The following is a 17,489-nucleotide window of genomic DNA, read 5'->3' on the forward strand; positions in this document are numbered from 1 at the left end:
GCGCCGGTGCTCCAGTCTAGTCCCGTCCCGTCCGGAAGGTGTTCCCATGGCCGATCAGACCACCACGCCCGCAGCGGACGCGCAGGCCGCCGGCCGCAGCGTCCTCGTCACGGGGGGCAATCGCGGCATCGGCCTGGCCATCGCCCGGGCGTTCGCCGCGAACGGCGACCGGGTGGCCATCACCTCCCGCTCGGGGGAGGGGCCGGAGGGGGTCCTCGCGGTCCGGGCCGACGTGACGGACGCGGCCTCCGTGGACGCGGCCTTCCGCGAGGTCGAGGAGGCCCACGGCCCGGTCGAGGTGCTCGTGGCCAACGCCGGCATCACCCACGACCAGCTGCTGCTGCGCATGTCCGAGGACGACTTCACCTCGGTGATCGACACGAACCTCACCGGCGCCTTCCGCGTGGTGCAGCGCGCCACCAAGGGCATGATGCGCCTGAAGCGCGGCCGCATCGTCCTGGTCTCCTCCGTGGTGGGTCTGCTCGGCTCGCCCGGCCAGGTCAACTACGCCGCCTCCAAGTCCGGCCTCGTCGGGATGGCCCGCTCGATCACGCGCGAGCTCGGCGCGCGCGGCGTGACCGCCAACGTCGTGGCCCCCGGCTACATCGACACCGAGATGACGCAGTCCCTCGACGACGCGCTCAAGGCCCAGTACAAGACGTCCATCCCGGCCGGCCGCTTCGCCGCCCCGGAGGAGGTGGCCGGCGTCGTGCGCTGGCTGGCCTCGGACGAGGCCGCGTACATCTCCGGGGCCGTGATCCCCGTGGACGGCGGCCTGGGCATGGGCCACTGACGACCACCGACCGCTGAGCAGACAGGAAGCACAGAACATGACCGAGCAGGACCTGGCCGGACGCGGCGTCGTCGTCACCGGCTCCTCCCGCGGCATCGGCGCCGCCACCGCCGAGCTGCTGGCCGCCCGCGGCGCGGGCGTTGTGGTGAACTACCGCCAGAAGGCGCCGCGCGCGAACAGGGTGGTGCAGAGGATCGAGGACGCCGGCGGCCGCGCCGTGGCCGTGGGCGGCGACGTGACCATCGCCGAGGATCGGGCCGCGCTGCTGGACGCCGCCGTGGAGCACTTCGGCTCGCTCGACGTGCTCGTGCTCAACGCCTCGGGCGGCATGGAGTCCCAGTTCGGCGAGGACTACGCCATGAAGCTCAACCGTGACGCCCAGGCCGCGCTGGCCGACGCCGCGCTCGCGCGCATGGGCGCCGGCGGGCAGATCGTGTTCGTGACCTCCCACCAGGCGCACTTCATCGACGAGGTCGCCACGATGGACTCCTACGAGCCCGTGGCCCGCTCCAAGCGCGCCGGCGAGGACGCCCTGCGCGAGCGCATCCCCGCGTTCACCGAGAAGGGCGTGGGCTTCGTGGTGGTCTCCGGCGACATGATCGAGGGCACCATCACCGCCACCCTGCTCGACCGCGCCGAGCCCGGTGCCATCGAGGCCCGCCGCGAGGCCGCCGGCAAGCTCTACTCCGTGGAGGAGTTCGCCGCCGAGATCGCCTCCCTCGTGGGCCGCGAGGACCTCGAAGTCGGCCACACCGAGCTCGTGGGCGGCGCCGAGGACTTCCTCGGGCAGGACTGAACCCCACCACACCCCTGACGACGAGGGCCGGATCCGTGGGATCCGGCCCTCGTGACCTCCGGGCGCGGGCGCCTCAGAGACCCAGGAGCCACCGCAGGGGGGTGAAGGAGGGCACGTCGACGACGACGTCCGCGTGCTCCCGGAGGATCGGCTTCGCGCACAGCGCCACGCCGCAGCCGGCCGCCTCGAGCAGATCGATGTCGTTGGCGCCGTCGCCCACGCCGACGGCCTGCTCGGGGGTGAGCCCCGCGTCCTCGGCCCAGGCGCGCAGCATGGCGGCCTTCGCCGCGCGGTCCACGACGTCGCCGAGCACCCTCCCGGTCAGGTGCCCGTCCCGCACCTCGAGCTCGTTGGCACAGTAGGCGTGCACGCCCCACGCCTCGGCCAGCGGGGCGAGCACCTGGGTGAAGCCGCCGGAGACCGCGCACACCCGGCCGCCGGCCGCGGTGACGGCCTCGATCAGCGCGAGGGCTCCGTCGGTGGGCCGGATGGCCCGCACCACATCCGCCACGACGCCCACGGGCAGCCCCGCGAGCGCCTCGACGCGCGCGTGCAGCGAGGCGGCGAAGTCGAGCTCACCGCGCATCGCCCGCTCCGTCACCTCGGCGACCTCGGCCTCGCGGCCGGCGTGGGCAGCGAGCAGCTCGATGACCTCCTGCCGGATCAGCGTGGAGTCCACGTCCGTCACCACGAGGGGCACCGGCGCGGCGGCGACCGCCGCCGGCAGCGTGAGCACGTCCCACCCGGAGCCCGGCTCCGGGGCCGCCGCCCACTCGTCCGCGGTGAAGCGCCAGCCCAGCAGGCCGTCGTCGCTGAGCCGTTCGGCGTCGTCCGGCACGCCGATCGGGGGCACGTCCGTGAGGAGGAGGGCGGGGTCGGCGGTGACGACGAGGCGGCGCAGGGTGCTCATGCGCGGCATCCTAGGTGGGGGTGTGGGCGCGGCCGGGCGTGCGTCGCATCGGCGACGCGCCGGCCGGCCGGACTAGGCTGGCCCCCATGACCACCCCCGCGCCTCCCGACGACTGGTTCCTCCCAGATGAGGACGCCGTGCTGCAGATGCGCCACGTGCGCGTGCGCCGCGGCACCACCGACATCCTCGGCCCCCTGGACTGGACGGTCCGCGCGGGGCAGCGGTGGATCGTGATGGGCCCGAACGGCGCGGGCAAGTCGACGCTGCTCCAGCTGGCCGCGGCCCGCCTGCACCCGACCGCCGGCGACGTCGGCGTGCTGGACGAGGTGCTCGGCGCCGTCGACGTGTTCGAGCTGCGCCCGCGCATCGGCCTCTCCTCCGCCCAGCTCGCCGCCCAGGTGCCCGCGAACGAGACCGTGCAGGACGCCGTCGTCACCGCCGCCTACGGGATCACCGGCACGTGGCGCGAGCGGTACGAGACGGAGGATCGCGCCCGCGCGCTCGGCCTCGTGGCGACCTGGGGGCTCTCCCGCCTCGCGCACCGCGCGTTCGGCACCCTCTCCGACGGCGAGCGCAAGCGCGTGCTCATCGCCCGCGCCCTGATGACCGACCCCGAGCTGCTCCTGCTGGACGAGCCCGCCGCGGGCCTGGACCTCGCCGGGCGGGAGGACCTCGTGCGCCAGCTGACGGCGCTCGCCACGGACGAGGACGCGCCCGCACTGGTCCTCGTCACGCACCACCTCGAGGAGGTGCCCCCGGGCTTCACGCATGCGCTGCTGCTGCGGGCCGGCGGCGTCGTGGCGGCCGGGCCCATCGAGTCGACGCTCACCGAGGAGCACCTCTCCGCGGCGTTCGGCACGGACCTGAAGGTGACCCGCACCGGCGGTCGGTACACCGCCGTCGCCCGGTGACGGGGCTGCTGACCGCGCAGCTGCTGGGCATGGACCTGTGGCAGGTCCTGCTCGTGCTGCTCGCGGGGTTCTGGGCCGGCACGATCAACTCTGTGATCGGCTCGGGCACACTCGTCACCTTTCCGACGCTCGTGGCGGTCGGCTTCCCGCCCGTGACGGCGCAGGTCTCCAACGCGATGGGCCTGGTGGCCTCGGGCTTCTCCGGCACGTACGGGTACCGCCGCGAGCTGGCCCAGTCCCGGGTGCTCCTGCCGAAGCTGACCGTCGCGTCGCTGCTCGGCGGGGTCATCGGCGCCGCCCTGCTCACCTCGCTGCCCCCGGCCGTGTTCGGCTACGTCGCGCCGGTGCTGCTCGTGGTGGCCCTGACGGTCGTCGTGCTGCAGCCGCGCATCCAGCGGTGGGTCCGGCATCGGGCGGAGGACCAGGGGCCGACCCCCGGCGCGGACTCTCCCGTGCCGGTGGGCCCCGTGACCCCGACGCTGTGGACGCTCGTGTTCCTGACCGGCATCTACGGCGGCTACTTCGTGGCCGCCCAGGGCGTCATGCTCATGGCGATCTTCGGCGTGCTGCTGGTGGGCGGCACCCTCGTGCACGCCAACGCGGTGAAGACGTGGCTGTCGCTGGTGGTCAACCTCACCGCCGCCGCGTTCTACCTGGTCTTCGCCTTCGACCGCATCGACTGGCGGGCCGTGCTGTTGATCGCGCTCTCCTCGCTCGTGGGCGGGCTCGTGGGCGCGCGGATCGGCCGGCGCATCTCGCCGACGGCGCTGCGCGTCACCATCGTGATCGTGGGCCTGGCCGGGCTGGTGGTCATGGTGATGCGGCAGGTCTCGGGTGGGTGAGGGCGGGACCCGCGAGGTGCGCCTGGAGCGGATCGAGGACCTCGCCGACCCCCGCCTGGCCCCCTACACGACCATGACGGACGCGGCCCTGCGCCGTCGCGTCGACGCGGAGCACGGCGTCTTCCTCGCCGAGTCCTCCCAGGTGGTCCGCCGCGCGCTGGACGCCGGGCACACCCCGCGCTCCTTCCTGCTGGGGGACCGCTACCGCGGGTCCTTCGCGGACGTGCTCGCCGCCCATCCTGACGTCCCGGTCTTCACCGGACCCGACGACGTGCTCGAGGCCCTCACCGGGTTCCACCTGCACCGCGGCGCCCTGGCCGCGATGGACCGCCCCGCACCCCGGCCGCTCGCCGACGTCCTCGCGGGCGCCCGGCGCGTGCTCATCGCCGAGGACGTCGTGGACCACACGAACCTGGGCGCCGTGGTGCGCTCCGCCGTCGCCCTCGGCTGGGACGCGCTGCTGCTCACGCCGCAGGCCGCCGACCCGCTGTACCGGCGCGCCATCCGCGTCTCGATGGGCACGGTGTTCCGCCTGCCGTGGGCGCGCCTGCCCGGTCCGGTCGCCGAGTCGCTGCCCGCGCTGCGGGCGGCCGGGTTCGCGGTGGCCGCCCTCGAGGTGACGGAGCGCGCCGTGGGCCTGGACTCGCCGGAGATCGAGCCGCTGCGCACCGCCGAGCGCCTGGCCCTCGTCCTCGGCCAGGAGGGGCCGGGGGTCCGTCCCGAGACCCTCGCCCAGACCGACGCCGACGTCGTCATCCCCATGCCCGACGGCGTCGACTCGCTGAACGTGGCCGCGGCCGCGGCGGTCGCGCTGTGGGAGCTGCGCGCGCGCTGACCGGCCCGGGTGCGGTAGAGTGGGCGGCTGGCCCGCCGTCCGGCAGGCCCCCTGACCACACCTCTCGCGCCCCTGGTCCCAATCAGGCGGCTGAAACGAAGGATGCACCATGAAGTCTGAGATCCACCCGGATTACCACTACGTCATCTTCAACGACCTCGCCTCCGGTGAGAAGATCCTCACCCGCACCACCGCGAACTCCGACAAGACCGCGGAGTGGACCGATGGCAACACCTACCCGGTGATCGACGTCGAGATCTCGGCCGCCTCGCACCCGTTCTACACGGGCAAGCAGCGCATCATGGACACCGCCGGCCGCGTCGAGCGCTTCAACGCCCGCTTCAAGGGCTTCGGCGGCAAGAAGTGACCGCGGCGGCCTGAGCCGCACGCACAGCACGACGACGGGCCCCGCGCCCCCGGAGCGATCCGGGCGGTGCGGGGCCCGTCGCGTCGCCCGTAGGCTGGCGGGCATGACGACTCTCCACGGCGAATACAAGGTGATCGGCGGCAAGCTGGTCGCGGCGGACCTGAGCCTCGCGGACGGCCGGATCGCGACCGCGAGCATCAACGGCGACTTCTTCCTCGAGCCGGACGAGGCGCTCGAGGACCTCAACGCGGCCGTGGCCGGGCTGTCCGCGGACGCCGAGCACCGCGTCATCCGGGAGGCCGTCGAGCAGGGCCTGCGACCCGAGGCCGAGCTGTTCGGCGTGGACGCCTTCGCGGTGGCCTCGGCCGTGCGCCGCGCCCTCGGCAAGGCGACCACGTGGGAGGACCACGAGTGGGAGGTCATCGCGCCGGAGCCGATGCCGATCGCGCTCACCGTGGCCCTGGACGAGGTGCTCACCCGACAGGTGGCCGAGGGACGTCGCAAGCCGACCATGCGCCTGTGGCAGTGGAACGAGCCGGCCGTGGTGATCGGCGCCTTCCAGTCGCTCGCCAACGAGGTGGACCCCGAGGGGGCGCGGCGGCACGGCATCAACGTGGTGCGGCGGATCTCCGGCGGCGGCGCGATGTTCATGGAGGCGGACAACTGCGTCACGTACTCGCTGCACGTGCCGTCGTCGCTGGTCGACGGGCTGGAGACGGCGGAGACCTACCCGTTCCTGGACGAGTGGACCATGGACGCGCTCTCCCGACTCGGTGTGCACGCGTTCTACCAGCCGCTCAACGACATCGCCACGGACCAGGGGAAGATCGGCGGCGCCGCGCAGAAGCGGGTGGGCGCGGCCGGGCTGCTGCACCACGTGACGATGAGCTATGACATCGACGCGGACAAGATGCTCGAGGTGCTGCGCATCGGCCGGGAGAAGCTGCGCGGCAAGGGCGTGGCCTCGGCGAAGAAGCGCGTGGACCCGCTCCGCCGCCAGACCGGCGTCTCCCGCGCCGAGATCTGGGAGACCATGATGACCACCTTCGAGGAGCGCTACGGCGCACGCCGCGTCGAGCTGGACGAGGCCACCCGTGAGGAGGCCGAGCAGCTGGCCCGCACCAAGTTCACGACCCCGGAGTGGACCGCGCGGGTGCCCTGAGCCGCCTGACGGCGTCCCGGCACCGTCCGGCACGCTTCCGTCCGGGGGCGGTTTGCGGTGGTATTCGACGTGAATACCGCCCGAAACCGCCCCCGACGCGTCGAGGTGTGGCGGGGCGGCTCTGTCAGGATCGGACCATGACCCCCGACGACGACGCCCCCGTCCGCCTGATCGCCCGCTCCGACGCCCCGCGGCGCCCACGGTCGACCGTGGACGTCCACTGCGCCCTCGAGCTGGAGCTCGCCTCCGGCCGCCGCGTGCCTCTGCTCACGGACCGCGGCTGGAGCGCGGACGGCACGTGGGACCTCGTCACGGTCCGCGACCTCGACGAGGCCGCCACCACGGTGACCGGGCCGGACGAGCCGGGCGGCGGCCGCACGCCTGCCCAGGAGGAGACGCGACACTGGGACGCGCTGGCAGCGGTCGCGGCCGAGGCCGGGGTGCCGGTGGGGGCCGCAACGTTGCGCGAGCTGCCGCTGGTGGGGGAGACCTCGCCCGAGCTGGCCGCCCTCGTGGACCGGGCGCACCGCGAGGCCCGCGCCCTGAACCGGCTGCTCGGCGTCCACCCGCTGGCCCTCGGCACGGTCGCGCCGGCCGACGTGCTGGGCGCCGACGCGACCGCCGCGCTGCGGACCGGGCTGGCCGCGGGACTCGGCGTCGCGCCGACGGCGTGGGAGGACCCGGGCGTCGTGCTCGCGCCCGCCGCGGACGCCGACCCGGAGCTGCTGCACGTGGTCCTGCTCCACACGACCGCGGTGGTCGCCGGGCCACCCGCACTCGTGGCCCGCCTCGCGGACGCCGACGTCTCCGACCTGCTCGACGACGCCTCCCTCGGCGCGCACCTGCGCGGCCCGGTGGAGGACGTGTCGGCGGCCTGGCTCCACGCGGCCGACCGGCAGGCGCTGTCCCTCGACCCGGACGGCGGGGCCGCGCACGTGGCGCGCCACGCCGAACTGACGGCCGTGCTGGAGACGCGGCCCGTCGTCGTCGAGCGGGTGGGGATGCGCGACCGGGACGCCCAGCGCGCCGCCGACGCCGTGGGCCTGCGCCGGGTGGGCCGGGAACGCGTGCTCCGCGTCGCCGCGCCTTGAGCTGGAATGGTCACGACACGCCGTCTCTCCCGCAGGGACGCGGCGTGTCGTGACCACGATGGACCGGGCCGGCGGCTCAGCCCGCCGGCTGCACCGCCTGCACGCGCAGGGACCGCCGCAGGGCGTCCGTGTGCTCCACGACCAGGCGCCGCAGGGCCCCCGGGGCGTCGGGGTGCTCGTCCAGCCAGCGCTGGGCCGCGGCCAGCGTCGGGTGCGACGCCTGCGCGTCGGCGCCGCCGGCCACCGCGTCCTGGCGGCCCGGGAACAGCCCGCCGATCGCGCGCGAGGCCAGCCCGTTGGACCGCGAGGCCCACACCGAGGTCAGGCGCGGCCAGAAGCCGGACTCGTAGGGGGCGAGGAGCTCGACGTCGCCCGCCGCGAAGCCGGCCGCCGTGGCCGAGAGCAGGTCGTTGGACAGCTCCGTGCCGGTGGCCGTGCGGCCGGACATGACCGCCTCCCACGCCGCGGCCTTGACCTCGGCCTCGGGGCGGGCGGCCGCGGCGAGGCGGTGCCACGTGACCGTCTGGGCGGTGCGGCCGGCCTCGAGCTCCGCGTCCAGGCGGTCCTGATCGGCCAGGCCGGTCGCGGCGAGGGACTGGAGCACGAGCCAGCGCAGCTCCGCGTCGACCGCCAGGCCCGGCGCCGACGTCGCCGCGTCCTCGCCGAGCAGGGCGGCCTCGAGGGCCGCGGCCATCCCGACGTCGGCCCGCGCCAGCATCGCCCACGTGCGGGCCGCGGTGCGCTGGCGGTCGGAGCCGGCCTCGAGCGTCCGGGTCTGCTCGGCCAGGACCTCGCCCAGCCGGGCCCGCAGCGCGTCCCGGTCCTCGGCGCGGGCGTACTGGCCCACGGCCGCGGCGGCCTGCGCCAGCACCTGCGCGTGCACGCCCACGGTCGCGATCCGCGCGGACAGCGTCGCCACCGCGTCGAGGAACCGGGCGACCGGCAGCTCGCCGTCGCGGGTCATCGACCACAGGGCGGCCCACACGGTGGCCTCGGCGAGCGGGTCCGCGATGGGGTGCGTCAGTGCCGCGCGCAGCGAGTCCGCGTCGAGCGCGAGGGCGGCGTAGGTGAGGTCCTCGTCGTTGGGCAGCACAAGGCGGACGCCCCCGGGGACCTCGAGGTCCGGCAGGGGCACGGCCGCGCCCTCCGCCCCGCCCGGCACGTCGGCGGTGACCTGGGCGGTGCGGCGGAGCATGCCGTCCTGTCCGGGCGTGAAGACGCCGACCTTCAGCACGTGCGGGCGGAGGATCGGCCCGCCCGTGACCGGGTCCGTGCCCTCCTGGCGCAGAGCGGGGGTGTCGCCGTCGACGTCGACCCGCAGCCGGGGCACGCCGGAGGTGTGCAGCCACGCGTCCGCCCATGCGCGCATGTCCCGCCCCGAGGCGGCCTCGAGCGCGGCCATGAAGTCGGCGAGGGAGGCGTTGCCCCACGCGTGGGCGGCGAAGTAGCGGTGCGCGGCGTCGAGGAACGCGTCACGGCCCACGTAGGCGGCCAGCTGCTTGAGCACGGAGGCGCCCTTGGCGTAGGTGATGCCGTCGAAGTTCTGACGGGCGGCCTCGAGGTCGACGATGTCCGCGACGATGGGGTGCGTCGTCGGCATCTGGTCCTGCACGTACGCCCAGGCCTTGCGGCGGGACGCGAAGGTCACCCACGCGGTCCGGAAGTCGGTGGCCTCGTCCACGCCGAGGGCGCCCATGTAGTCCGCGAACGACTCCTTGAGCCACAGGTCGTCCCACCAGTGCATCGTCACGAGGTCGCCGAACCACATGTGCGCCATCTCGTGCAGGATCACGTTGGCCCGGCCCTCGTACTGGACCGCGGTGGCCCGCGAGGTGAACACGAAGTCCTCGGTGAAGGTCACGAGGCCCGGGTTCTCCATGGCGCCGAGGTTGTACTCGGGCACGAACGCCTGGTCGTACTTGCCCCACGGATACGCGACCCCGAAGAGGTCGTGGAAGAACGTCAGCCCCCGCTTCGTCACGTCGAACACGGCCTCGGAGTCGAACGCGTCGGCCATCGTGCGCCGGGTGAACAGCCGCAGCGGCACGGCCTGCGCACCGCTGGCCGGGTGACCCTCCCAGGCGTCCTCCCACTGCGCATAGGGGCCGGCGAGCAGCGTCGTGATGTAGGTGGACTGGGGCAGCGTCGGGGCGAACTCCACCCGGACGACGCCGTCCCCGGCCGGCGTCCGGGACACCTCCGGCCGGTTCGAGGCCAGCACCCAGTCCTCGGGTCCGGTGAGGGAGAAGGTGAAGGCGGCCTTGAGGTCCGGCTGCTCGAAGTCCGGGAACACGCGGCGCGCGTCGGCGGGCTCGTACTGGGTGTAGAGGTAGACCTCGCCGTCGGCGGGGTCCGTGAAGCGGTGCAGGCCCTCGCCCGACCGGGAGTACACGGACCGGCCGACCAGCTCGACCACGTTCTGCGCCGCCAGCTCGGGCAGCAGCACCCGGGCCTCGCCCACGACCTCGGTTACGTCCAGCGCCGTGCCGTTGAGGGTCACCGACTCCACACCGCCGTGGATCCAGTCCAGGTGGGTCTGCGCGCCCGGCTCGGCGCACGCGAAGCGGATCACGGTGCGGACCGGATAGGTGTCGGTCGCGGCGTCCCGGGCGTCGGAGAGGTCCACGTCCACGACGTAGTCCTGCACCGTGAGCAGGCGGGAGCGGTCCGCGGCCTCAGCGCGGGTGACGTTGGTGGCGTCGAGGTCGGGGGTGGTGTCGGTCAAGGCGAGCCTCCGGTCGGGGATCCAGCGGGGACGGCGACGCGCGGACACACCGGGGCGTGCCCGCGCGTCGGCGGTGGTCCGGGACCGGCGGCCCGGGGCCGCGTCAGTGCGGCTTCGGGACGGGCTGGCCCTTGGAGAGCACCGTCAGGCCGGATTCTGTCACGGTGTAGCCGTTCGCCTCGTCCTCCGCCCGGTCGAAGCCGATGCGCGCGCCCGGGGGCACGACCACGTTCTTGTCCAGGATCGCGTTGCGCACGTGGGCCCCCTCTCCGATCACCACGGAGTCCAGCAGCACCGACTGCTCCACCCACGCCTCGTTGTGCACGCGCACGTCCGTGGAGAGCACGGACTGGGCCACGGTGCCCCCGGAGATGACCACGCCCTGGGAGAGGATCGAGTCGTTCGCCGAGCCGGGGCGGCGGGTGGATGAGCGCACGAGCTTGGCGGGCGGGGAGACGGACTGGCGGGTGTAGAGCGGCCACTCGCGGTTGTACAGGTTGAACTCCGGCCACGGCTGCACCAGGTCCATGTGCGCGTCGTAGTAGGAGTCCAGGGTGCCGACGTCCCGCCAGTAGTGCTTGCCGGCCGTGCCGCCGGGCACCTCGTTGGCGGTGAAGTCATACACCCCGGCCTCGCCGCGCTCCACGAACAGCGGGATGATGTCCCCGCCCATGTCGTTGTGCGACTCGGGGTTCTCCTCGTCCTGGTTCAGCGCCGCCACGAGGGCGTCCGTGTCGAACACGTAGTTGCCCATGGAGGCCAGGAACTGCGTGGGATCGTCCGGCAGGCCGGGGGTCGTCTCCGGCTTCTCCACGAACGCCGAGATCCGCGTCCTGTCCTGCGGGTCCGTCTCGATCACCCCGAACGAGGAGGCCAGCTCGAGCGGCTGGCGCACCGCGGCCACGGTCGCCTTGGCGCCCGAGGCAATGTGCTGGTCCACCATCTGCTGGAAGTCCATGTGGTAGACGTGGTCCGCGCCGATGACGACGACGATGTCCGGCCGTGCGTCGTGGATCAGGTTCATGGACTGGTAGATGGCGTTCGCGCTGCCCGTGAACCAGTCCTTGCCCCGGCGCTGCTGCGCCGGCACGGAGGCCACGTAGTTGTTCAGCAGCGTGGACATCCGCCACGTCTCGGAGATGTGGCGGTCCAGCGAGTGCGACTTGTACTGCGTCAGCACGACGATCTCGCGGTACCGGCTGTTGACCAGGTTGGACAGCGCGAAGTCGATGAGGCGGTACGTGCCGCCGAACGGGACGGCCGGCTTGGCACGGTCGGCCGTCAGCGGCATCAGGCGCTTGCCCTCACCGCCCGCCAGCACGACCGAGAGGACCTTCTTCTGCACCATCTGCGTCACTCCTCGTGAGCCGGGTCGTCGCGACCCGCACGCGTGCTCTGGGCGTGCGGGGCATCCGTGCCGCCAGACTATCGACCCCCGCCGGGCTGAACTAGGTTGGGGGCGTGCGCATCGACATCGTGAGCAAAGAGTTCCCCCCGTCCATCTACGGCGGTGCCGGCGTCCACGTCGCCGAGCTGACCCGCGTCCTCGCCTCCCGCGCCGACGTCCGCGTCCACGCCTTCGGCGAGCCGCGCGACCCGGACTACCACGGGGCCCGCGTCCTGACGTACCCGAACCCGCCCGGGTTCGACGCTGCCAACGGGGCCGTGCAGACCCTGGCCACCGACCTCACGATCCTCGGCGACCTCGAGGGCGCCGACGTCATCCACTCCCACACCTGGTATGCCAACCTGGCCGGCCATCTCGGCAAGCTCCTGCACGAGGCCCCCCACGTCCTCTCCGCGCACTCCCTCGAGCCGCTGCGCCCTTGGAAGGCGGAGCAGCTCGGCGGCGGTTACGCTCTGTCCAGCTGGGCCGAGCGCACGGCCTACCTCGGGGCGGACGCGGTCATCGCGGTCTCGGACGGCATGCGTCGTGACATCCTGGCCTGCTACCCGGACGTGGACCCGGCGAAGGTGCACACGGTCCACAACGGCATCGACACGCAGGTCTGGACTCCGCAGACCGGCACCGCCGCACTGGAGAAGTACGGAATCGACCCGGACAAGCCCTTCGTCGCGTTCGTCGGCCGCATCACGCGCCAGAAGGGCGTGCCCCACCTGCTCCGTGCGGCCCTGCGGCTGCCGGAGGACGTCCAGCTCGTGCTGTGCGTCGGCGCCCCGGACACCGCGGAGCTGGCGCACGAGGTCAACGGGCTGATCGCCGAGCTGCGACGCACCCGCCAGGGCGTCGTCGTGATCGAGGGGATGATCCCGCGCCACGAGGTGATGGAGATCCTCACGGCCGCCACCGTGTTCGCCTGCCCCTCGGTCTACGAGCCGCTGGGCATCGTCAACCTCGAGGCGATGGCGTGCGGCACCGCCGTCGTCGCCTCCGCCGTGGGCGGCATCCCGGAGGTCGTGCAGGACGGCGAGACCGGCCTGCTCGTCCCCTTCGAGCAGGTCGACGACGGCACGGGGGCGCCCGTGGACGAGGAGGGGTTCGCCGCCGACTTCGCGGCCGCGCTCACCCGCGTCGTGGAGGACCCGGAGCGCGCTCGCGCGATGGGTGAGGCCGGCCGGACCCGCGCGATCGAGCACTTCTCGTGGGAGACCATCGCGGAGCGCACGATCGAGGTCTACGAGGCCGTGCTGCGCTGAGTCCGCCCGACCACGCACACGGGCCCCCGCCACCGCGAGGTGACGGGGGCCCGGTGCGTCCGGGGACGGCCGCGGTCAGCCGCGGCGGCCTCGCGCCGCCTTCTCGCGGGCGCGCACGGCCTTCTCGTCCTCCGGCTCCTCGCCGGCGGCCCGGCGGGCCGTGAACCAGGCGTGGGCCTCCTCCTGGCGCTGGGTCTCGGCGTCCGTGGCCACCGCCATGCGCAGGTGCTCGGGCTCGAGGCCGAACGCCTCGACGAGCTCGAGGGCGAAGGGGCGCAGCCGCTCGGCGAGCCGGTTGACATAGCCGCGCAGGGCCCGGGCGCGCTGGCTCGAGACGCGGCCGTGGGCCACGAACCAGCCGAGGTCGTCCTCGATGAGGCGCAGCGCGAAGAGGTCGCGCAGCCACGTCAGGACAGTCTTCGTGGTCTCATCCGTGATGCCCTCCAGGGCGCGGGTGAAGGCCTCCCACTGCAGCAGCTCGCCGTGGTTGCGGGCGGCCTCGATGAGCTCGTGCTGGCGCGTGTTGAACGCCTCCGCCTGAGCCGCCTGGCCCTTGCCCCGGGCCCCCGAGAGGGTTCCGGCGACGTCGGCGGTCTTGGCGCGGACGCGCTCGGTGAGCAGCTCATGCTGCACGGCGGGGTCCTTGAACCAGTTCGCGGAGCGGCGCTCGGAGCCGCCGTCGGCCACAGACTGGACGGCCTTGTGCAGGCCCGCACGGTGGATGGCGTCCGAGGCCTGATGGACCACGTAGCGGGAGACGGCGCCCACATTGAGACGTCCGAACTCCTTCGAGTAGTCGGTCAGCAGACGCTTGCCCACCAGCTGCAGGAGCACCGTGTTGTCGCCCTCGAACGTGACGTACACGTCCAGGTCGGCGCGCATCTGGGTCACCCGGTTCTCGGCGAGGAACCCGGCGCCGCCGCACGCCTCGCGGGCCTCCTGCAGGGTGTCCAGGGCATGCCACGTGGTCAGCGGCTTCACGGCCGCGGCGAGCGTCTCGAGCTCCTGCCGGTCCACGTCCGTGTCGGAGCGGCCGGAGAAGACGTCGTCGAACTTCACGACGAGCTCGTTGGAGGCGAAGGCGTCCGCGTAGGCGCGGGCCAGGCGGTCGATGAGGCGGCGCTGGTGGTTCTGGTAGTCCAGCAGCACCTCCTCCCGCTGCGGGTCGGAGGCGTTGAACTGGCGGCGCTGCTCCGCGTAGGCCAGCGCACCGTGCAGGCCGAGGAAGGAGGCCGTGGTGGCGGCGAGGGACAGGGAGACGCGGCCCTGGACGAGGGTGCCGAGCATCGTGAAGAAGCGACGCCCGGGGGAGGCGATGGGCGAGGAGTAGGTCCCGTCCTCCGCCACGTCGCCGTAGCGGTTGAGGAGGTTGGTGCGCGGGATGCGGACCTGGGTGAAGTGCAGGCGGCCGTTGTCGATGCCGTTCAGTCCGCCCTTGAGGCCGTCGTCCTCGCCGCCCACGCCGGGCAGGAAGGCGCCCTTCTCGTCCCGGATGGGGACGTAGAAGCAGTGCACGCCGTGGTTGACGCCCTGGGTGATCAGCTGCGCGAAGACCGTGGCCGCCCTGCCGTGCAGCGCGGCGTTGCCGAGGTAGTCCTTCCAGGCGCCCTTGAACGGGGTGTGGATGACGAACTCCTGGGTCGCCTCGTCATAGGTGGCGGTCGTGGCGATCGAGGCGACGTCCGAGCCGTGCCCGATCTCGGTCATGGCGAAGGCGCCCGGGACGCTCAGGTCCATCGCGCCCGGCAGCCACCGGCGGTGGTGCTCGGCGGTGCCCAGGTGCAGGATCGCCGAGCTGAACAGGCCCCACTGCACACCGGCCTTGATCTGCAGGGAGGGGTCGGCGAGCACGAGGTCGCCGAAGGCGGAGATGTTGCCGCCGTGGTTGTCCTCGCCGCCGAACTCGCGCGGGAAGGCGCGGTGGACCGCGTTGCGCTCCACGAGGACGCCCAGCTGCCGCAGGACGCGGGCTCGGTGCTCGTCCATGCCGAGCAGCGGGTCGCGCCACAGGGCGGGGTCCTTGGCGAGTTCGCGGGATTCGCGGCGCTCCGCGGCCCAGCGGCCGAGGAGGGCCTCCTCGAGGGCCGCGGCGTCGAGGGAGCCGGGCGTCGGCCGCTCGGGCGCGATCTCGGCGACGTCGGTGGGGACCTCGGTGCTGTGCGTCGGGGACTGGGGGGCGAGCTTCTCGTGGACGGTCATGACGATGCTCCTGTTCGTGAGTGGGGGCGGGCGCGGTCGGCGTCCGCCGCCGCGGGTTCGAGGGAGGCGCCGGGCGCGGCGCCGATGAGGCCGGTGAGCAGCCAGTCGGCGATGGCGCGGGCCATCGTCTCGACCGGGATGCGACCGGCGGCCGGGGTCCGCAGCCAGGTCTCGGCGGCGGCCCGGACGAGGCCGACGGCGGCGCGCGGCCACAGGGCGAGCGGGTCCGCCGGGGCCGGGGCGTGGCCCCGCGCGGCCATCCCGCGCGCCAGGCCCGACTCGAGCACGGCGTAGACGCGCTCGAGGAACGGACCCAGCACAGGGGCCTCGGCCGTGGCGGGGGACGGGGCGACGGCGAACGCGTACACCTCGGGCGACGTCGCCGCGACCGTGAGGTACACCTCGACCATGCGACGCAGCGCCTCGGGTTCGGAGACCGGTTCGTCCGCGACCTCGAGCAGGCGGCGCTCCATGTGGGCGGTGACCCGCTCGGACACCGCCAGGCGCAGGCCCTCGCGGTCGCCGAAGTAGCGGTAGTAGACGGTCTTGGAGGTGCCCGCGTGGGACGCGATCTCCTCCATCGAGGCGTGTGCGCCCAGGGCGTGCACGGCTGACCGGGCGGCCCGGACCAGTTCCAGACGGCGCTCGGCGCGGTGCCGGTCCCAGCGGACGCTGCGACCGTCCCGGGCGGTGGACGTGACGGGGTTCACGAAACCGAGCGTATCAGGTACTGTGGGTCACAGTCACCCACCCCGCCGACGTCCGTATCGTCCGGGGTGGAAACGCCCCCCGCCGCGTCGGCGGCGGGCCCGCCGTCGAGAGGACCGCCATGACCCACCACGAGACCCCCGCGTCCGAGACCGCCTCCCGCCCCGCCGTCGCCGGTGGAGCGCTGCGCCCCGCCGTCATCCTGGGCGGCAACCGCATCCCCTTCGCCCGCGCCAACACCGCCTATGCCGAGGTCGGGAACCAGGAGATGCTCAAGGCCACGCTCGACGGCCTCGTCGCGCGGTTCGGGCTCCAGGGCGAGCGCCTCGGTCAGGTCACCGCCGGCGCCGTCCTCAAGCACCCGCGCAACTTCAACCTCACCCGCGAGGCCGTCCTGGGCTCCGCGCTCTCCGCCGCGACCCCGGCCGCCGACGTCCAGGTGGCCTGCGCCACCGGCATGGAGGCCCTGGGCACCCTGGCCAACAAGATCCGGCTCGGCCAGCTCGACTCCGCCATCGGCGGCGGCGTGGACTCGATCTCGGACGCACCCGTCTCGCTCTCCGACGGCGCGCGCCGCGTGCTGCTGCAGCTCAACACCGCCAAGACCACGAAGGACCGCCTGCGCGCCCTCGCCCAGCTGCGCCCCGGGCAGCTCGTGCCCGAGCCGGCCGGCGCAGGCGAGCCGCGCACCGGCATGTCCATGGGCGAGCACCAGGCCCTGACCACCCACAAGTGGGGCATCACCCGTCAGGCCCAGGACGAGCTCGCCGCGGCCTCCCACCGGAACCTCGGCGCCGCGTACGCCGCCGGGTACATGGACGATCTGGTGACCCCGTTCCACGGCCTGGCCCGCGACAACAACCTCCGCCCCGACTCCACGCCGGAGAAGCTGGCCGGCCTGAAGCCCGCGTTCGGTCGCCAGCTGGGGGACGAGGCGACCATGACGGCCGCCAACTCCACCCCGCTCACCGACGGCGCCTCCACGGTGCTGCTCTCCTCCGAGGAGTGGGCCGCCGAGCGCGGGCTGCCCGTGCTCGCCGAGTTCGTGGACATGGAGAACGCCGCCGTGGACTTCGTCGACGGACACGAGGGCCTGCTCATGGCCCCCGCCTACGCCGTCCCGCGCCTGCTGGCCCGGCACGGGCTCACCCTCGACGACCTCGACTTCGTGGAGATCCACGAGGCGTTCGCCGGCACCGTCCTGTCCACCCTCGCCGCCTGGGAGGACGAGGAGTACTGCCGCGAGCGCCTCGGGCTGCCGGGTGCGCTGGGCTCGGTGGACCGCGCCCGGCTCAACGTGCACGGCTCCTCGTTGGCGGCCGGCCACCCCTTCGCCGCCACCGGCGGCCGCATCGTCGCCCTGCTGGCCAAGATGCTGCATGAGAAGGGGGAGGGCTCCCTCGGCCTCATCTCCGTCTGTGCCGCCGGGGGCCAGGGCATCGTCGCCCTGCTCCGCGGCCGCTGAGCCCCGACCGACCCGACCCGAGAGGAC

15 protein-coding genes are annotated in these 17,489 nt (G+C 73.7%); 10 read left to right on the forward strand and 5 right to left on the reverse strand.

The genetic code is table 11. The features are described from left to right. Positions 1-46: 46 nt before the first annotated feature. Both fabG and MLUT_RS17310 read left to right on the forward strand, forming a co-directional pair. A complete protein-coding gene (gene fabG / locus MLUT_RS17305) occupies positions 47-793 on the forward strand; it encodes a 3-oxoacyl-ACP reductase FabG (RefSeq protein ID WP_010078696.1) in 747 nt (248 codons plus the stop codon). Between the two features lie 37 nt (positions 794-830). Then, complete coding sequence (locus MLUT_RS17310) at positions 831-1,589, forward strand: SDR family oxidoreductase (protein WP_010078695.1); 759 nt, start codon at positions 831-833, stop codon at positions 1,587-1,589. Positions 1,590-1,662: 73 nt separating this feature from the next. On the opposite strand, the gene serB is transcribed toward MLUT_RS17310, so the two are convergent. Next, positions 1,663-2,499 carry a phosphoserine phosphatase SerB gene (gene serB, locus MLUT_RS17315; RefSeq protein ID WP_010078694.1) on the reverse strand — a complete coding sequence of 279 codons (837 nt, stop codon included), beginning with the start codon at positions 2,497-2,499 and terminating at the stop codon, positions 1,663-1,665. A gap of 86 nt (positions 2,500-2,585) precedes the next feature. Between serB and MLUT_RS17320 the strand changes: the two genes are divergently transcribed. The 6 genes from MLUT_RS17320 (at position 2,586) to MLUT_RS17345 (ending at position 7,707) form a co-directional block, all read left to right on the forward strand. After that, a complete protein-coding gene (locus MLUT_RS17320; RefSeq protein ID WP_010078693.1) occupies positions 2,586-3,410 on the forward strand; it encodes an ABC transporter ATP-binding protein in 825 nt (274 codons plus the stop codon). Further along, positions 3,407-4,252: a sulfite exporter TauE/SafE family protein gene (locus MLUT_RS17325; RefSeq protein WP_010078692.1), complete on the forward strand. Its 846-nt coding sequence runs from the start codon at positions 3,407-3,409 to the stop codon at positions 4,250-4,252. The genes MLUT_RS17320 and MLUT_RS17325 overlap by 4 nt, the downstream gene beginning before the upstream one ends. Beyond that, the gene (locus MLUT_RS17330; RefSeq protein ID WP_010078691.1) at positions 4,245-5,087 is read left to right on the forward strand and encodes a TrmH family RNA methyltransferase; all 843 of its coding nucleotides are present in this window, start codon (positions 4,245-4,247) and stop codon (positions 5,085-5,087) included. Before MLUT_RS17325 ends, MLUT_RS17330 begins: the two co-directional genes overlap by 8 nt. Positions 5,088-5,196: 109 nt before the next feature. Next, positions 5,197-5,454: a type B 50S ribosomal protein L31 gene (locus MLUT_RS17335; RefSeq protein WP_010078690.1), complete on the forward strand. Its 258-nt coding sequence runs from the start codon at positions 5,197-5,199 to the stop codon at positions 5,452-5,454. A 103-nt stretch (positions 5,455-5,557) separates the two neighbouring features. Next, positions 5,558-6,616: a lipoate-protein ligase LplAB gene (lplAB, locus tag MLUT_RS17340; RefSeq protein WP_010078689.1), complete on the forward strand. Its 1,059-nt coding sequence runs from the start codon at positions 5,558-5,560 to the stop codon at positions 6,614-6,616. Positions 6,617-6,753: 137 nt separating this feature from the next. After that, complete coding sequence (locus MLUT_RS17345) at positions 6,754-7,707, forward strand: hypothetical protein (protein ID WP_010078688.1); 954 nt, start codon at positions 6,754-6,756, stop codon at positions 7,705-7,707. Between the two features lie 76 nt (positions 7,708-7,783). Here the strand turns inward: MLUT_RS17345 and pepN are convergent, their stop codons facing one another. Next, positions 7,784-10,432 carry an aminopeptidase N gene (pepN, locus tag MLUT_RS17350; protein ID WP_012750874.1) on the reverse strand — a complete coding sequence of 883 codons (2,649 nt, stop codon included), beginning with the start codon at positions 10,430-10,432 and terminating at the stop codon, positions 7,784-7,786. Positions 10,433-10,535: 103 nt separating this feature from the next. Next, positions 10,536-11,780 carry a glucose-1-phosphate adenylyltransferase gene (glgC, locus tag MLUT_RS17355; RefSeq protein WP_010078687.1) on the reverse strand — a complete coding sequence of 415 codons (1,245 nt, stop codon included), beginning with the start codon at positions 11,778-11,780 and terminating at the stop codon, positions 10,536-10,538. A 113-nt stretch (positions 11,781-11,893) separates the two neighbouring features. Here glgC and glgA point away from each other — a divergent pair, with 113 nt between their 5' ends. Then, the gene (gene glgA / locus MLUT_RS17360; protein WP_010078686.1) at positions 11,894-13,090 is read left to right on the forward strand and encodes a glycogen synthase; all 1,197 of its coding nucleotides are present in this window, start codon (positions 11,894-11,896) and stop codon (positions 13,088-13,090) included. Positions 13,091-13,165: 75 nt separating this feature from the next. Here glgA and MLUT_RS17365 read toward each other — a convergent pair whose 3' ends face one another. Both MLUT_RS17365 and MLUT_RS17370 read right to left on the reverse strand, forming a co-directional pair. Further along, positions 13,166-15,289, reverse strand: coding sequence for an acyl-CoA dehydrogenase family protein (locus tag MLUT_RS17365; RefSeq protein WP_010078685.1), 2,124 nt, complete (start codon positions 15,287-15,289; stop codon positions 13,166-13,168). Further along, positions 15,286-15,999 (reverse strand): TetR/AcrR family transcriptional regulator, encoded by a 714-nt coding sequence (locus tag MLUT_RS17370; protein WP_010078684.1) that lies wholly within the window; start codon positions 15,997-15,999, stop codon positions 15,286-15,288. Before MLUT_RS17370 ends, MLUT_RS17365 begins: the two co-directional genes overlap by 4 nt. Before the next feature lie 119 nt (positions 16,000-16,118). Between MLUT_RS17370 and MLUT_RS17375 the strand changes: the two genes are divergently transcribed. Next, positions 16,119-17,462 carry an acetyl-CoA C-acetyltransferase gene (locus MLUT_RS17375; RefSeq protein WP_012750875.1) on the forward strand — a complete coding sequence of 448 codons (1,344 nt, stop codon included), beginning with the start codon at positions 16,119-16,121 and terminating at the stop codon, positions 17,460-17,462. Positions 17,463-17,489 lie beyond the last annotated feature (27 nt).

The organism is Micrococcus luteus NCTC 2665, from assembly GCF_000023205.1.
Classification (GTDB): Bacteria; Actinomycetota; Actinomycetes; order Actinomycetales; family Micrococcaceae; genus Micrococcus; species Micrococcus luteus.

Excerpts from the sequence above, each read along its gene's own strand:
- fabG (WP_010078696.1), top strand. The coding sequence starts at position 47 with ATGGCCGATCAGACCACCACGCCCGCAGCGGACGCGCAGGCCGCCGGC.
- MLUT_RS17310 (WP_010078695.1), top strand. The coding sequence starts at position 831 with ATGACCGAGCAGGACCTGGCCGGACGCGGCGTCGTCGTCACCGGCTCC.
- serB (WP_010078694.1), bottom strand. The coding sequence starts at position 2,499 with ATGAGCACCCTGCGCCGCCTCGTCGTCACCGCCGACCCCGCCCTCCTC.
- MLUT_RS17320 (WP_010078693.1), top strand. The coding sequence starts at position 2,586 with ATGACCACCCCCGCGCCTCCCGACGACTGGTTCCTCCCAGATGAGGAC.
- MLUT_RS17335 (WP_010078690.1), top strand. The coding sequence starts at position 5,197 with ATGAAGTCTGAGATCCACCCGGATTACCACTACGTCATCTTCAACGAC.
- lplAB (WP_010078689.1), top strand. The coding sequence starts at position 5,558 with ATGACGACTCTCCACGGCGAATACAAGGTGATCGGCGGCAAGCTGGTC.
- MLUT_RS17345 (WP_010078688.1), top strand. The coding sequence starts at position 6,754 with ATGACCCCCGACGACGACGCCCCCGTCCGCCTGATCGCCCGCTCCGAC.
- glgC (WP_010078687.1), bottom strand. The coding sequence starts at position 11,780 with ATGGTGCAGAAGAAGGTCCTCTCGGTCGTGCTGGCGGGCGGTGAGGGC.
- MLUT_RS17365 (WP_010078685.1), bottom strand. The coding sequence starts at position 15,289 with ATGACCGTCCACGAGAAGCTCGCCCCCCAGTCCCCGACGCACAGCACC.
- MLUT_RS17375 (WP_012750875.1), top strand. The coding sequence starts at position 16,119 with ATGACCCACCACGAGACCCCCGCGTCCGAGACCGCCTCCCGCCCCGCC.